General features: G+C 33.3%; 10 protein-coding genes. 6 read left to right on the top strand and 4 right to left on the bottom strand.

Annotated features, from left to right (window positions below):
* Window positions 1–245: 245 nt before the first annotated feature.
* Window positions 246–1,391, top strand: a complete 1,146-nt coding sequence (locus F6K06_RS10810) for a GTPase (RefSeq protein WP_287240914.1) — start codon at window positions 246–248, stop codon at window positions 1,389–1,391.
* Between the two features lie 7 nt (window positions 1,392–1,398).
* Here F6K06_RS10810 and F6K06_RS10805 read toward each other — a convergent pair whose 3' ends face one another.
* Both F6K06_RS10805 and F6K06_RS10800 read right to left on the bottom strand, forming a co-directional pair.
* Window positions 1,399–1,752 (bottom strand): hypothetical protein, encoded by a 354-nt coding sequence (locus F6K06_RS10805; protein ID WP_287240912.1) that lies wholly within the window; start codon window positions 1,750–1,752, stop codon window positions 1,399–1,401.
* Window positions 1,753–1,915: 163 nt separating this feature from the next.
* The gene (locus F6K06_RS10800) at window positions 1,916–3,550 is read right to left on the bottom strand and encodes a hypothetical protein (RefSeq protein ID WP_287240910.1); all 1,635 of its coding nucleotides are present in this window, start codon (window positions 3,548–3,550) and stop codon (window positions 1,916–1,918) included.
* A gap of 1,828 nt (window positions 3,551–5,378) precedes the next feature.
* Here F6K06_RS10800 and F6K06_RS10795 point away from each other — a divergent pair.
* On the top strand, window positions 5,379–6,005 hold the full coding sequence (locus F6K06_RS10795; protein ID WP_124142820.1) for a chorismate lyase: 627 nt from the start codon (window positions 5,379–5,381) through the stop codon (window positions 6,003–6,005).
* A 1,035-nt stretch (window positions 6,006–7,040) separates the two neighbouring features.
* Here the strand turns inward: F6K06_RS10795 and purF are convergent.
* Entirely contained in the window at window positions 7,041–8,522 is a 1,482-nt protein-coding gene (purF, locus tag F6K06_RS10790; protein ID WP_124142819.1) for an amidophosphoribosyltransferase, read from the bottom strand.
* A 607-nt stretch (window positions 8,523–9,129) separates the two neighbouring features.
* Here purF and F6K06_RS10785 point away from each other — a divergent pair.
* The 4 genes from F6K06_RS10785 to F6K06_RS10770 all read left to right on the top strand — a co-directional run bounded on the left by F6K06_RS10785 (window position 9,130) and on the right by F6K06_RS10770 (window position 15,355).
* Window positions 9,130–9,660, top strand: coding sequence for a cyclic nucleotide-binding domain-containing protein (locus tag F6K06_RS10785; RefSeq protein ID WP_240038745.1), 531 nt, complete (start codon window positions 9,130–9,132; stop codon window positions 9,658–9,660).
* A gap of 277 nt (window positions 9,661–9,937) precedes the next feature.
* Window positions 9,938–11,050, top strand: coding sequence for a bifunctional diaminohydroxyphosphoribosylaminopyrimidine deaminase/5-amino-6-(5-phosphoribosylamino)uracil reductase RibD (ribD, locus tag F6K06_RS10780; protein WP_124155506.1), 1,113 nt, complete (start codon window positions 9,938–9,940; stop codon window positions 11,048–11,050).
* An 849-nt stretch (window positions 11,051–11,899) separates the two neighbouring features.
* Complete coding sequence (locus tag F6K06_RS10775; RefSeq protein WP_287240906.1) at window positions 11,900–13,540, top strand: AAA-like domain-containing protein; 1,641 nt, start codon at window positions 11,900–11,902, stop codon at window positions 13,538–13,540.
* Window positions 13,541–14,500: 960 nt separating this feature from the next.
* The gene (locus tag F6K06_RS10770) at window positions 14,501–15,355 is read left to right on the top strand and encodes a DUF6816 family protein (RefSeq protein WP_287240904.1); all 855 of its coding nucleotides are present in this window, start codon (window positions 14,501–14,503) and stop codon (window positions 15,353–15,355) included.
* Window positions 15,356–15,606: 251 nt separating this feature from the next.
* Here F6K06_RS10770 and F6K06_RS10765 read toward each other — a convergent pair whose 3' ends face one another.
* Window positions 15,607–15,780 (bottom strand): hypothetical protein, encoded by a 174-nt coding sequence (locus tag F6K06_RS10765; protein WP_161564985.1) that lies wholly within the window; start codon window positions 15,778–15,780, stop codon window positions 15,607–15,609.
* Window positions 15,781–17,147: the final 1,367 nt, after the last annotated feature.

Raw genomic sequence — 17,147 nt, 5'->3', positions numbered from 1 at the left:
TACTACTCTTTAGTGCTGCATTTGAACAGCAATCGAAACCCTTTTAATTTACAGCTCGGCAACTCCCCTCCCGTTAAATCACATATTATAACGGGAGACCCCGATACCGTATCAAGTTGGATGTATTATGGATGAAAAATTGACATTTAACAGGTCAAGATTTTCAAAAAACCTGTAAGAATTTAAACCTCGTAGTCCCTCAATGATATGATAATACTTAAGATATTAACTTAGGATATTAATATATGAACACAAGCTCTAGCTCTGAGGGTTTTAAATATTTTTTGGAAAAGTATATTAAAGAAAAAGAAAAACAAGCTGTACCTAATATACTTGTTTGTGGTTATACGGGAACTGGAAAGACTTCAATAATTCAGAGTTTATTTGGAAAAGATACTGTAGATGATAAGTTAATTGGTCATGGTAAACCAATGACTCAAGGGTTTGAAAAATATAAAAATCCTAATATTAACGTTTGGGATTCTAAAGGTTTTGAACATGATAAAGCTCAAAGTGAGCTAACAGAAGAAACTAAAAAATGGATAAAAGCAAAAGAAAATAATCCTGATAGTTCTATTCATATGATTTGGTATACTATTCATGGGCCATTGGCAAGAGTAACAGAGTCAGATACTGATTTTATTAAGAGTTTTAAAAATATCATTACTATTATTACTCAAGTAGACAGAACGAGTAAAAAACAACTTGAAGAGATGATTAAAACATTGACAGATGCAAATATTTCAAAAGAAAAAATTATTCCAGTTTTTGTTTATATACCAGAACCTTATGAGGCATTAGACTTTCTAAATGATGATGATGATGATAGTTTAAAATCTACCACTTCTGGCTATTCAGAGGCTATAGAAAGTGAAAAAAAGAAACAAAGCCAAAAGCAACTCAAAAAATTACTAAATCTAACTATAAAAATGATGCCTGATGCCTACAAGGAAGCTATTATGAATGCACAATTAATTGATTTAGAATCCAAACAGGGAAAGGCCCAAACTATCATTCATACAGCAGCAGTAGCTGCAGCAGTAGCTGCAGCTGATCCTATTCCACTTAGCGATTCTTTATGGATTACAGGAATTCAGTATGGAATGATAGCATCTTTAACTGTATTGTACGGTTTTACTGAAGAAGGAGTAAAAGCTTATTTTGCTCCTATGATTTCTCAAGTAGCAGGTACAATGCTTGCAACAAGTTTAACTAAATTAATTCCAGGGTTGGGTACGGTTATTCAATCTGGATTAGCGTTTAGTTTGACTGAAGCAGTTGGAAATTTAGTCAATGATTACCTAATTAAGTGTGCTAAGGCTCGGCGTGAAGGTGAGCCTATTCCGACATTTGCAGTAGATCCCTCTTATTTCAAAGGCTTTGCTGACTAGGTACAGCCTAAACTCTCAAACGCAAGCTGAAGCCATTATAAACAGGCCATCTGTAACACACTGTAATCTCATAACCCCTTTGAATTATTGAAGGGGGTTTATCGATAAAAAATTTCTTAATAACTAACTTCATAACTATTAATTGTCCCGTTCTGTATCTATTTCCTACTTCTAATTGCTCTAATCTAGCAGCATGAAATATCAACCTTTCCCCCTCTAAGCATATCGGGCATAAATAATTATTTGAAACAGGAAAATTCAGACTATTAACATCATCAACTTTCTCTAAACTCTCAAACACATATACTTCATCTGCTGCCTGTACAGAATTTAATTTATCTAAAATTTGCTCATCTTTCAATGTAACTATTTTTATTTTTGTAGACGCTTTTACTCCCTTACTTAATCTAATTTTCTCGATTAAAATTTCTACTTTTCTACTACTGCTATCTCTGTAAATATAACCTTGATAATCTTGGATAATAAATACAGAATCATCTAATTTTAAAACCCTATACTGTTGGTTAATTAGAACTATACAATTTAGTTTCCAATTCTTGTAAAATTTGCTTTTTATCCTGACTACCTTTCAACATTCCAAAAATATCTAATTTCTGCTCTAATTTTCTTTCTCCACCATCGCCAATTACCCAACTAACTTGATTAATAGCATTCATAATTCCACTATAAGCAACCCCCCCATAAAAATTTCCCTCCTCAGTAATTCCTAATTTAATTTTCTCCTGAGTACTCATTTCTAAAGTTGAAGCGATCGCTACTAAACCAACAGCTCCAATTAAAGCTTCTCCTCCTTTTAATACTTTTACCCCTGCTAATACTCCAACACCACCACTAACTACAGCATCATCCGCTTCCTCGATTAACATTCCTTTCTGAATGGCAATATTCCCGAAACTATTTGTGATTTTTGTTGGATTTTCTGCCTGTTTTATAAATTGTTCTACTTTCTTGAATTTGCTAAAAACTGAGTAAAGTTCTTCCCGGTCTAGTTTTTCTAATTCTAATTCTATTTCAAAATATCTTTCTCTTAAAAGTTGATATACAATCTTGCATATTCTCGGAATTTCTGCCTGAATAATTATCGAGTCTAAACTTTCTGAAATAAAATTATCTTTAACTTTTACACCTTCCTTAATCTGTTGATATAATGATAAATATTTCCGACGCTGATTATCATTTATTTCTGAGCTACTGTAAATCAAATCTACAATCAACATATCTATTCTTAACCCAGTTGATGTAGCACTTGCCAATAAATATTTATCTTTCAGTTCAGAAGCGATCGCTGAATTTAAAATCATCGCATTTAACTGTTGAAAATCATCTAATTTAGGTAAAGGGTCTGCTGCTTTAATATATTGATAAATACTCTTGATTTTACATTTTTCAGTTTCACTTAAATTGGTAAATTCTAACACTTCTTCTAAACTTTTATCAATACCTATCCACCGCGAATTTTCACTGGCAATTGTATAGCGTAAACCAATTAAGGAATCTATATTTGAAGAGTTAACAATAAAATCCAATAGATTGAGTGCTGCTAAATCATAAACATATAAACCGACATTAATTCTGTTATAAGCTTCTAAACATCTAGTTTTGCTTCTTTCATAAATTGATGAATGAATTATCAAATTATTCATCCGACGGTCTAGGTTAAATTCGGGATTATAAAAAGTATGTAAAACTAGAAAGGCATCATTTCCTTGTAAACCGCATTTTTTTAATCGTAAAGTAGAACCTTCAGTACTATTCGGACGAATTCTCACGTTATAGCTTTTACCTGATTTAAGAGTTACTTTTTGAGTACCTCCCTGACTAGCAACCTGATAAGCAACAAAAATATGATATATTTCTTCTTGTTCTAAATCATTTTCTATTTCTGGCGATAATTCAGAATTAGTTTGCTGTTTTCCAAAAGCAGATTCTTTAACAGTTTCTCTAAAATATTTACCAACATCTGATGTTTTATTACTAATAATTTCTTCTATTTCTGAAGCTTTAGTTTTAGCAGTTTCGGAAGCTTTTTCACTGATTGACTGCCCGGCTTTAGATACTTTTTTACCAAGATTTTCTCTAACTGTTGATGCCTTGTTAGTCATTGATTTCCATAAGGATGATGGTTGTTTTTTATTCATAATTTTGATTATTTATAAATTATCTCTCTTGTATCATACTTAATATCTGAGAACTAATAGTAAAGGGTTCAGTACTAAGCTATACTCAAAAAATCTGTAACATTTTAGGATTTAATCGCTGTCAGTCTTTTTTTTCTTATACCAAATTTAGACCAAGTTATACCAATTCCTAAAAATCATTCTATACTTATATAACACTTCAGTTATTAAGTAATAAGTAAGGCTCATTAATGTTTTGAGCAATTATTTGTATGAAGTAAAGATATCTTATTCGTTATTTACCTACTCCCTACTCTAAAAAATATGTAGCAAAAATTCGTTAGATTTGGTATTACTTACATCTTAATCTGTGTTTTATATCTATAGTAGAAAATTTTATCCCTTGCAGATTTTATAAATATTAATTTTTTTGATCTTTTTTCATAGACTTATCTTTTAATATTCCCTGTTATTTTATGGATTTGTTACCTGATAGACAAATTTTTATGAAATTGGTATTAGCGCTATATTTTATTCATAGACGCAGTAATTTAATTTTTGTTTACTAATAGTATAAAATATAGCAAAAATCTTTCTTGAACTTTAAATTGCTTTACTTGTTTTACAGCATGATATAAATGTGCAGCATTATCTAGGAAAGGAAGAAACAAAAAGCCAATACTAGAAAGTTTTGATCTTCCATTAATACTTCTTAAAGGAATGGCTTTAAGTCCCCCATAAAAGATTTAGAGGCAGTTTAAATACTCCTCTAAATTTACCTTTTTACTTCTGATAATATTTCACATAAATCATCCATCAAGTGCGTAATTAGTCGGTCTCCATTTCTGACCGAAAGGCTACGTTAAAAGCTGGGTTAAGATGAACTTCATTACAGTTAAAAGTCAAAAGTAAAAAGTTTAAGATTGATTTAGCTAAAAAGTTTAACTGATAATAATTTTACTTATACCATTTCTCCATGAAGTTGCAGTTAATATAAAGACAAGAATAGTCACTGTAATCAGGTCTGAGCAACAATTATTAAGCGCATTGTTAGAGAGAAATGGTATTAGGTAAGAATTTTGCACTTATTGTGTCAGGACTTACGCATTTTTCCGAAAAAACACTATATATACCATAGTGCTATAGTTTTTATCTACTATATATAGTACCTTTGCGTAAGTTCCGTGTGTGAAATTATTCGTGACAAAATTTTAAGTTAATTGGTATTACTTCGTTTAATTAGGGCTTGCTGATTAAATATCAAAGCATTGACAGATAAAGGTTGTAGCATTTTTTGGTCTAAAAAAGTGTCAGCTTTTCGGTGGCAAGAGCTGCATAAAGCTAGTATTTTGGGACGATTATGGCAGAAAAATCACTCTTACAATTTTTCCGACTACCTCCTCTATAATTGCCATTTCTCCTGACTCGGCTTTTCCCCTCCTGGGAGGGGCGGGGGTGGGTTGACTCCTACCTCTACCAAAAGACTTTCCATACGCAAACCCTAATTAGGGCTTGCTGATTAAATCTAAAAGCATTGGTATATAAAGATATTAGCCAAGGCGTGTACTAAAAAAGTGCAAGGTTTTTGCTCCCTTAAGCTGAAAATGTCAGGATTTTGAGCAGACAAGGGCAGAAAAATCTCAGAACAATTGTTCCGACTACATCCTCTGTAATTCCTCATTCCTCCTGACTCGGCTTTTCCCCTCCTGGGAGGGGCGGGGGTGGGTTGACTCCTACCCTCACCCATAAGACTTCCATAAGCAAACCCTAATTATTTTGATGCTAGTAGAAAGAATTGAGTCGGGACGCTATGATCGGAATAACTAAGTTAAGTTTTGTAAAGAAAAAATTGACTGCTATTTCACCCAAACATTCTATTATACAACCCAAACCTTGGTACTCCCTAGCTCCTTTATGGCAAGGAGGAGAAGAAGTAGTTCGCCAAGGTCTGCCCCACTCCCAACTTTCACCCACATGGCAAATATTACTACTTGGAGATGGCTCTCCCACTCGTCACTTGCAACTTTTGACAACTGAACCCACAGAAGTTGATGTAATTGATATGTCTCCCATTGGCATGAATCTGGATAATGCCCCTGACTTAATTCATGCTGTACCTGGCCCTAGACTGCGACGACAGGTATGGTTGAGAACAACTTCAGGACAAAGGCTAGCTTATGCTGCTTCCTGGTGGGAAGCGAGTCATGTGGATGAGTATTTGCAAAATCGGTCTTTGCCTATTTGGGCTAGTTTAGCTCGTTTGCGGACCGAATTATATCGAGATGTCCAGGGAATTTATTATGGTCATTCTAGAGAATTAGAGTTAGCTTTTGGCGAGTTAGGACCATTTTGGGGGCGACATTACCTATTTTGGCATCATGGCCAACCACTGACATTAATTTATGAAGTGTTTTCACCTTATCTTAAGAAATATTTGGGACAAACAAACGTGACGGATACAGACTTTCAAAAGTAATAGTTGTTAATTTTTTGATTGCCATAAATATTAAGAATCGACAAATTTTGGATGAATTTAGATGTACAAATAGGATCATCTATTTCTACGTATTTCTGAAGTTTAGCTTTGACTTTGAAAGCGCAACTCCTCCGTAGTAGGCACTCATAAATTATTATGGTTCGACCTTAATCTGATATCAAGTCTCATTAATTAGCCATAATAAAAATTTTCTTCTTTTGAGAGAGAATATTTTTTCGGTGCGGAATGCGCAGAAAACAAATTTCCCCTACCTCCCTACTCCCTAAATTTTTCCGAAGTGGTTATTCAAACAGACATGATACTAGACTTTGTCAGATAGTATAAAAAAACCGGGCATGAGAAGTTTTGTTCAAAATTTTTTTTAATTCACACTCTAAAAGTCTGGGTTTTAGGTCAGGGATTTTTCGATAAAGTTGCAAAAATTTGATCAAATAGTTCTGTTTTGTATTAAGTAGGAACGTTAAAGATGAATTGAAAAATAGTGGTTTGTCAAAAGAATTTTAACGGATGATAAACTATCAATCAAAATGTTTGATCGGCTTTTCAATTTTGAAATACCCGTCATTTTTATTTTGACGGAACAATATAATGAATAAACAGATTTGGTATAAATTATGATGCTGATGCGCTAAATTTTACTTTAAACTTAGACACCCACACGATAATCTTGAAAAAGGTGTGGGTATCTCATACAAAAAGTTTTTATTATTCAGTAATCAATCATCAAAGACTATAACAGTTTGCCATTAAACGAACTGTAATTACAGTAAGTAGTCAGTAATTAGAATATCGGTAGTATAGGACTACAATTATCATTAATTTTAAGGTCTTTGACTGTTTTCCATATTATTTTTTTGCTACATCATTTAATTTAAAATATATTCAGTATTTATCCTCTGGTTTCCTAGTATCTTAACCACAATTTAGACCGGCAAAAATAAATAATATTACTCACTATTTTGTGAATACCAAAATTCTACTCAAGCTATACACAAACCGCTATATTTCATCATTTTAAACTTGGACAGGATTTTCTAGAACAAGTTTAGAACGCTTCAATTTGTCTGGCAAAGGAATAGGATAGTCACCAGTAAAACAGGCAGAACAAAAAGTCTTAGGATCTTCATCCGTTGTTCTTAACATCCCCTCCCAACTCAAGTATGCTAGAGAGTCAACACCTATTTGTTCAGCAATTTCTGCAACTGATTTTGTTGCTCCAATTAATTGCTCCTGGTTATCTGTATCGATGCCATAAAAACAGGGATGAGTAACTGGTGGGGAAGAAATTCTCATGTGAACTTCTGTTGCACCAGAATCTCGCAAAGCTTTAACGATTTTTTTACTGGTGTTGCCACGCACAATGGAATCGTCAACCATAATAATTCGCTTACCTTCTAGTACATCTTTGAGAGGGTTAAGTTTCATTCGGATACCTGATTCTCTCATGTGTTGAGTGGGCTGAATAAAGGTACGGCCAACATAGCGATTTTTAATTAATCCCTCAGCATAGGGAATACCTGATTCTTGAGAAAAACCTATAGCTGCTGGAATACCAGAATCAGGAACACCTATTACCATATCTGCCTCTACTAAAGATTCCCTTGCTAACTGGCGTCCTATTTTCAGTCTGTAGCTGTATAAACTACCACCTTCCATTATACTGTCAGGGCGGGCAAAATAAATCATTTCAAAAATACATAGCTTCCTTTGTGGTTTCTGATTCCAGTGGAAGGAAGCCATGCCTTCTTCTGTAATCCAAACTAACTCTCCAGGTTCAACATCTCGGAGATATTCTGCACCAATAATATCTAAAGCACAGGTTTCTGAGGCAAGGACATATCTTTTTGGGTTGATATCTTCTAAAGTACCAATCACAAGGGGTCTTACACCGTGGGGGTCGCGTACTCCCATCAGACCTTCTGGAGTACCAATAGTTAAACTGAAAGCTCCTTTACACAAATGAAAAGCACTAATAGCAGCTTTTAGCCAGCTTTTACCACTTTTAACTTCTGTGGCGATCGCTAATGCAATCATTTCTGAATCTGTAGTGCTGTTAAAGTTACATCCACGGTCAATTAGTTCTTTTTTTAAGTCTTGTGTATTGACAAGATTACCATTGTGTGCAATCGCTAAAGGTCCAAGAGGAGTCTCAACCAGAGCAGGTTGAGCATTATTAATCTGGCTAGAGCCTGTAGTAGAATAACGAGTATGACCAATTCCTATATTACCAGTCAACTGCTGTAAGATAGACTCATTAAATACTTGAGATACTAGCCCCATTCCTTTATGTATGTAAACTCGATCGTCTTGAAAAGTAGCAATTCCGGCAGACTCTTGACCTCGATGCTGTAGTGCGTATAAGCCAAAATAGGTGAGTTTAGTTACATCTTCTTCTGGGGCATAAATGCCGAAAACGCCACAAGCTTCTTCTGGTTTATCTGTCTCAAGATAATTTTCTAAATGTTTCTCAGTAGTTGAAGGGTAGTTGTCAGTCATGGTTATATTTTAACTCCTTATCAGGATTATTAGTTTTTATAACTATTTTCAAAGTGGTAAATTATCTGGTCTAAGGATACATAGACTAGGAAAAATTTAACCTCATCTTAAACTATAGTAACTAATTTTGTGAAGTATTGTAAACTAAATAGGTAAAATATTAAGCTCATCAGGGCGATTGATAACTTATCAAACCCTTCGATTTATAAAATTACTAGAATGCTGGTGGCATTCTACTGGAGCTTGCTTAAGGCAAAAAAGTTTTCCTAGAGTTATTTAGTACTAATTGTTGCATCAAACAATTTCGCAAAAAGGTAAGGAAGAAAAAAGAATAAAAATCATGATAGAGATTGGGTAGGAAATATGATTATCAGCCTCTTAGTAGGCATAAATTTTCAAATTCCTTTTTATAGTATTATTTTTGATAATTGGTATTAATGTTGGTAAAATCTGTGTAGTAGGAATGAATCGCCGTTTCAGGTTTAATGTATTATGTCCAGTTAAATACTTAAGTTAAGTCATTTAGAAATATGTATTATTAAACAAATATCCTATGAGTAAAGTGTTAGCTATTTTAGGGTAATTAAGCAATCATGACATTGATTGGATGATTGCTAATGGTAGTAAGAAAAAAATTACTACTAACACTATATTAATCCATGAAGGTCAACCAATTGATGGTCTTTATATTGCACTATATGGCACAATGAAAGTTTATGTAGCTGGTGTTGGAAATCAAGAAATAGGTATTATTACTTCTGGTGAAATTTGGGGAGAGATGTCTTTTGTAGATGGTCGATTACCATCTGCTACTTTAAAGGCGATAGAAAATACTTTAATTCTGTCTATCTCTAAACAAAAATTAAATGAAAAATTAGAGCAAGATGTATTATTTTATCTCAGATTTTATCGAGCAATTACTAAGTTTTTATCGACTCGATTACGCGGTACTGTAACCCGCTTTAGTGAACATCAAGATTTACTTGATCAAGATAATTATGGGAATAATAATACTGAAACATTAGCAGACAATAGTGCCGTAGCTAAGTCTAGATTTGAAGCATTAATGGAAGTCTTAGGAGTAGTTAAAGAAGCACCTCAGCGGTCAGCACCTCAGCAATCAGCAAATTTTTTTTGAGATGCCCTCGTTTGCGGAGTATTAATGACCCTCTTTCTTCATTAGACATCTCCAATAATAAAAAATAAAATTATAGCGGTTTTCATTAACATAGAATACAGCTATTAGGTCTGTAATTATTAAACTTCAAACATACTTATATTTTGTCTGTAGTCTACCTTTGTGAAAACCGCTATAATTATCCCACTCTTATTCATTAATTCTTTCCCCCTACTTCCTACTCCCTTTTTTCTGGAAATGTATATTTAATTTGTACTTTGAAGCTAAAAATTTGAAGATGTCAGAATTTGATCAAAGTGAAAATCAACAAAAATTCGACCGGATAATCATGGGTTATTGTCTAGATATGGCCCAACAAGCTTTAGGTAAAACTGCCCCTAATCCCATGGTAGGTTGTGTGATCGCTCAAAATAGCCAAATTGTAGGAAAAGGGTTTCATCCTGGTGCAGGTCATCCTCATGCAGAAGTGCTTGCTCTCAAGGAGGCAGGTGAAAAAGCAAAAGGAGCTACTGTTTATGTGAGTTTAGAACCATGTAATCACTATGGACGTACGCCACCTTGTACGGAAGCTTTAATTGCAGCAGGTGTAGCAAAGGTTGTGGTGGGAATGATCGATCCAAATCCTTTGGTTGCAGGTAGTGGTATTGCAAAATTACGAGAAGCTGGTATTCAAGTAGTGGTCGGAGTGTTAGAAGCTGAATGTCGTCAACTAAATGAAGCTTTTATTCACCGAATACTCCACCAAAAACCCTTTGGAATTTTGAAATATGCCATGACTCTTGATGGCAAAATTGCTACTACTACAGGTCATAGTGCATGGGTGACATCACCCGCAGCGCGGAGTGAAGTACATAAGTTACGGGTTGCTTGTGATGCTGTGATTATTGGAGGCAATACGGTGCGTCGAGATAATCCACTTTTGACGAGTCGCAGCAGTAAAGTTGATAATCCTTTGCGGGTGGTTATGAGTCGCAGTCTAGATTTGCCTACAGAGGCTAATTTATGGAATGTTGATGAAGCTAATACTTTAGTGTTTACAGAAGTAGAGTCTAATCGAGAATTTCAGCAATATTTGAGGCAAAAAGGGGTTGAAGTAGTAGAAGTTTCATCATTGACTCCGGCAAAGGTGATGGCAAATCTCTACGATCGCGGATTTCTTTCCGTACTTTGGGAATGTGGGGGGACTTTGGCAGCAAGGGCGATCGCTGATGGTGCAGTGCAGAAAATATGCGCTTTTATTGCTCCTAAAATTATTGGTGGCCAAATAGCGCCTTCACCTGTAGGGGATTTAGGATTAATTAAAATGACAGAAGCTGTGGAGTTAGAGAATGTGAGTATTTGTGCTGTTGGTTGTGACTATTTATTGACAGGTTATATTATATTCGATTGAATACTAATACTTTGATGGAAGCAAGATAGGAGGAAAGAAGGGAAGGTTGAAAAGAGTTTATTCATGATAAATTATTATTCAAACATTTTGATGATTGATCTTAAAGTATTTCAACAATTAATTATTAATTATTAATTATTACCTCTCCTTGAAAAGAAAAGGATTGACTAATCATGAAAAATTTTTCTTCTCTTGGTTGATTGGATATGGCTCCGAAGATCGCCATCCCACCCTACGGGAAGCTGCGCTAACGACCGCTTATTTCTCCTGATAGAGCGACAGCTCGCGGCGCAGCCAAGGAGAGAGTTTAAACCTTAATTATTCGGTAATATCATCTCCGGATAATTAGTGCTCAAAAAAACTTCTCCTTTTCTTCCTCTTTATTCTTTATTTCCTCCTGACTCGGTCCGACTGACTCCTCCGTTGTTTATTTATAAGTATTCAACCGGACATGATATAAGTTCTCAATTTTCCGGTAATATTAGTATTATTAAGTCTTTAGTAATCAAGAAAGATATATAAGTAGATATTGAGGCAAGTTCACGGTTTAAATACGAAATAAAATAATATTATCTTTATACAAATAAAATCAACCTTAGATTTGGATATTGTAGAGAATATGCATATAATTTATGAACTAGAAAACGATGGCAGGAACTACAAAGAAATAATCTATTTTTTGATTTTTCACGACTTATTTTAAATAGCTATATCTGAATATAAATTAGAGCGGTTTTCAGGAAGATGGAATACGCAGTAAAAATTATAATTCTTGTATATATCCTCTATATAACTGTAGTCTAATCAAGCGAAAACTGCTATAAATGTATACATAATCTTTTAAATCTAATGACATATATTCCTAACTCAAAAAGTATAGATCCCAGGCCAGATAATCCAGGAACACCCATAGCACTTAACTCCAGATTTTATATCGAGCGACCACCTTGCGAAGAACGTGCATATCAAGAAATTGCTACTCCAGGTAGTTTGATTAGGATTAGAGGGCCTAGACAAATGGGAAAAACTTCTTTCCTACTACGATTGATTAACTACACTAAAACTTTAGATTACCGAATCATAACTATAGATTTTTTACAGACTGATACAGCAGTTTTTGAGAGTACAGAAAAATTTTTACGTTGGTTTTGTATTAATCTTAGTAGGCAGCTAAAATCGACTTATAATATAGATGATTATTGGGACGAAGATATAGGATATAAGGTATGTTGTACGATTTTTGTTGAAGAACTATTACATGAAGTTTATACTCCTGTAGTGTTGATTTTTAAAGAAGTTAATTGCGTCTTTAAATATACTAAAATTACCCAGGATTTTTTACCATTATTACGATTTTGGCATGAACAAGCTCGGATAGTAGAAATTTGGAAAAAACTGCGATTAGTGTTAGTTCATGCTACTGAAATATATGTTTCATTAAGTGTGAATCAATCACCGTTTAATCTTGGTTTACCCATTAAATTATCTGAATTTACACTAGAACAAGTTAAAGATTTTGCTCAACGTTATGGACTGAAGTTGCCAGAAGAACAAATACAAGAATTGATGAATTTAGTAGGGGGGCATCCCTATTTAGTACATCTGGCTTTAGATAATTTATATCATCACAATTTAACTTTTGAAGAATTATTAAGAGATGCTCCTACTCAGAGAGGAATTTATAGTGATTATTTACGCAGTTTATGGATAGTATTACAAAAGCAACCAACACTGGCAGCTACATTTACACAGCTAATTACAGAACCAACAAATATTCAATTGGAACCGATGATTACTTATCAACTAGAAAATTTAGGATTAGTCAAAATAGATGGAAATATTTGTGTTCCTTGCTGTAAGTTATATTCTCTCTATTTTCAAGGGCAAAAATTAGGGCAGACAAGTGATCGAACTGTGGCAGAAAAAACCAAAAATCAAGATTATCAAAATCCACAAGTTTTTACAAATATTAATTCTGTTAAAATGAGTAACCATGATTTTTTTAACTTCTACACTAAGATTGAATGGAATAATATAGTTGCTGAAAACTATCCGATTGCTTTGATATTAGGTGAAATAGATAATTATCAAGTTTATAAAAATCAATATGGAACTAAATTTAGTCATAATTGTTTACAAGTTATATCAAAAAAAATATCTCTGATTTTACAGGATATTCACAATGTACATTTCAACAAGGAAAATGAACAATTTATAATGATTTTGCCGAAAATAGATGGTAGAAAAGCAATAGAAATTGCTGAAATAATTATCCGAGAAATTAAAGAATTGACATTATCTCCTGACAGAGATATGTGGACTAATTTTCCTAACTCTATAGTAACTATGAGTATGGGAATTGCTTGTACAATTCCCAGCGAAAATGAACATAGTAGTCTGTTTTTAGCAGCAGAAGAAGCCTTATTTGAATCTCAAGAACAAGGAGATTGTGTTACTTTAAGTTCATTTTTAAATTATCAAGATTCTTGAGTATCAAAAGATCGACAGTTTATTTATGTCAATTTATAGATACCAGCCTTCTAAGCAATAATCCTTTTTACATTTTAAATATCAATATTAGGTGTTGGGTGTTGGGTTTTAGGTTTTAGGTTTTAGGTTTTAGGTACTTAGTGTTATACCAATTTTATCTTAGGTGGCACAGAATTATGAAATTTATTAACTTGCCTATCTCTATCTACAGTCAACTCTGATTCAAATATTATTCTATGCAACTTAGAAATGAATTTGGAATCAAACAGGAAAGATTTTCTTGTACTGTAGTTGATCTGACTCAAATCAGCATTCTAAAATTTTACCTAGCCTCAATAATATCAAATTATGAAATGTTTTTTTACCTTGAATAACTTAGAATTAAAGTCGAGAAAATTTTAACATCTTTAACTAATCAAGTTGTTGGTTTATCATTTTCTTTGTGGGTTTAATACCCCACCGTCTACACGGTGTTCAAAATTACTTGGGGTTAGAATCCCCATGTAATTTTCCTCCTGTCTCCTGTCTCCTGTCTCCTGTCTCCTTCTTCAATAACTGAGTGGTCTGAGATTTTACAAGCTTTATATCTTCCATAACTTTATGAAATTAGTATTAGTTAGGAAAACTCAATTTAAAATTTTGCTGTAATCACCGATAAAGAATTTATGATTTACAGAATTTAAGTGATTTGATCGAAGAATTGTTAAAAGTACAATTGAGAGGATGTTTTAAAAATGAGGGGATATTGTCAGAAAGCTCACAAAGTTGATACTGAGATTTGTAGATAACAACACCTTAAAATCTAGCAAAACTTTTGAGATTTGGTTTATTTATTTTGGCTTGAGGAAGGATATTCGCAGCAACTATCCGACAAAAAGGCTGAATACTTGATTCAATCAAACATCTCAAATAAAAATGGTATACTAAGAAATTATTCAAAAAATAATTGCGACTATAATAATGCACAAATCTAGAAAAAATTATCAAAAATTCTGGCAAGTAATTTGGAGTTTATGTTTAATTACAATTATTTTGCTTCGGGCTAATAATGCAATAGCAGGAACACTGAGTTCCAGAATTGATGATTTTCCTAACTGGGAAAATAAACCATCAATTAGCACTGCTAAAGAAGACTTAATTTATCCAGATTGGATGGCAGGAAATTGGAATGTTAAAAGCACTTTAATAGATATGGTTGCACCATTAGCTCCAGAAATTGTTACGCCAGGCTTTGAAAATAATCGTAAATATTTGCATCAATCAGTAAATTTTCAAGTTAGATTTATTAAGTTCGAGCCAAACTTGAATATCGAAGAAATATCCCAACAAAAATTAATTAATCTGCCCATATATTGGTCTAATCAAAAATTAGATTTACCTCCAAAAGCAGTTATTGCAGATCGAGAATTTAACGGATTAAATATTGGCAAAGCACTTTTGGGTGATGATGCAATTTTATCTGTAAAAATTGACCAAAATAATCCTAATCGTCAGACAACTATTTTGCGAGATAATCTAGAGTTAGTTTCAGTTATTACTGGTAGGGCAAGGGAACAATTAAACTCAGATAATTTTATTACCTGCGAAATAACTCAGCAACTATTTCAGGGTGAGACTATGATTTACTTAAATGAGGTAGAAACAACTACAGATTATCATTATATTATCGATGAAAATCAAGGAGAAATAATTGAAGCAAATCAGATAACTGCTATTTATTTATCACCTCAAGACCCTGATTATTTTGTGGCAGGTAATCATCCCGTAGCCTTGTATCGTTATCAGTTAGAATTATTGCCTTTGCTAGAAGAATAATATCATGTCCCCTTGAATACTTATAAATAATGGAGTAGGGAGTAGGGAGTAGAGAATAATAGGAATATTTACCCTGTGTAAAAAGATAGGTTTTTTCATCACTAATTATCCAGACTTAATATAATTCAGAATTTAGGAATCAAAAGATTTGAAGGAATTTTTTACTGCTTTTTATAGAAGTTTAAGTTTTGTTAGACCATAGTAGAGACTTTCCATAAAGGGTCTCTACAAAAATAGAAGTTTAAGTTTTGTTAGACCATAGTAGAGACTTTCCATAAAGGGTCTCTACAAAAATTGCAGTTCTTAGTCTGTGTTCCATTTTGATAAAAACCACTATAATTTTGCGCGATCGCCTCTTTGGGTTGAGGTGAGGAATTTTGATTGGCGATCGCTCTAAGAACAAAATCAAAATATAGATCGAGCATTATTGAGGGCTTGCTGATTAATTCTCAAAGCATTTACAGATAAGAGCTTCAGCCTTTTTATACTGAAAAAAAGTGCAACTTTTTAAGCTTGAGCTGCCAAAAAGTTAGGATTTTGGGCAGACAAGGATAGAAAAATCAAGGGACAATTATTCCGACTACCTCCTCTATAATTCCCATTTATTCTGACTCGGTCCTCCTGACTTCCCCTCCACCGGAGGGGTTAGGGGTGGGTTGACTCCTACCCATAGCAAAAGACTTTATTCAGCAAACCCTATTTAGGCATTTCTGGAATATTTGATCTTGAAGAGAATTTTTTTTACTCTATAAAAAAGAAATTTGTCAATGGCTATAATTGCTTAAGCACCGATACTTGTTCAAAATTTGTTTTTTTGAGATTTATTCATCCGTGGAGAAAGTATAAATTTTTGCACCCTATATTGACGAAAAATAGAAGGTTGTAGCTTTTTCTAGACAAAACTTTTTATTTTTAAACAGAAGACTGACACAATATACTATGTATCTATATGATACCAAATCGCTGAAATAACGCAAGTCCGTGAAATATTTTGTAATAATTAGCTAAAACAAGAGATTTTTTTGATAAGCAGAAAAAATTATAAGAGTTAATTTTATTGTTTAAATTTATATTTTGGCGTTATGGCGGGAAACTGTTTTTTGATTTTAGTAATGGAATGCTAATCTTACTTTTGACTTTTGACTTTTAATTTCCGTGAAATGGTAGAAGAGGGCAATCGCGACTCCTGCAGGAAAGTGAAGATTTGAGAGTTATTTTGAGTTGTCATAAATTAGAGATTTTTTCAGGAAATAAGGGAAGCAAATGGAAAATATCTCTAACAAAATGCGCCGACAAAGAAAGATTTTTGGCAACTGGTCTAAATCTCAATTAACTCATAAAAAAAAGAGATGTTTAATAATAAATTTGCGATCGCCACTGTCACAAAACCAGATTAGAAAACCACATACATAATAGAGAGGTGAAATTAAGTCTTGAATTAGGACAAATACTCTCTAATAAATACATTTATTCTTGAGTAATTAAATTAGTTTTGTTTATTGGTCAGCTCTCTCAAGATTTTGGGAGAGTATTTTATCCAGAATTTGAGTAATTTTGGAATTGATTTAGAAATTACTTTCTTTGGCTTCTGATGATCGAGTCTGCTAGATGTCTAATCAGAAAAACAGTCTCTTGCAGGTTGGGTTGAGAGACCTGAGATTGCTTCTCAAAGGTTAACCCAACAAAAAATATATTTGTTGGGCTGAACTTAATTTGCCTACCTACAATATCCTGGCTAAATTATCAGAACATGACAGCAGACTTTTTTCAGATTTTACTTATTACACAATTA

Origin of the sequence: Okeania sp. SIO1H4 (genome assembly GCF_010672695.1) — a bacterium.
Classification (GTDB): domain Bacteria; phylum Cyanobacteriota; class Cyanobacteriia; order Cyanobacteriales; family Microcoleaceae; genus Okeania; species Okeania hirsuta.
Note: the sequence above shows the minus strand (reverse complement) of the source record. Positions and strands in the feature narration are given on the sequence as shown.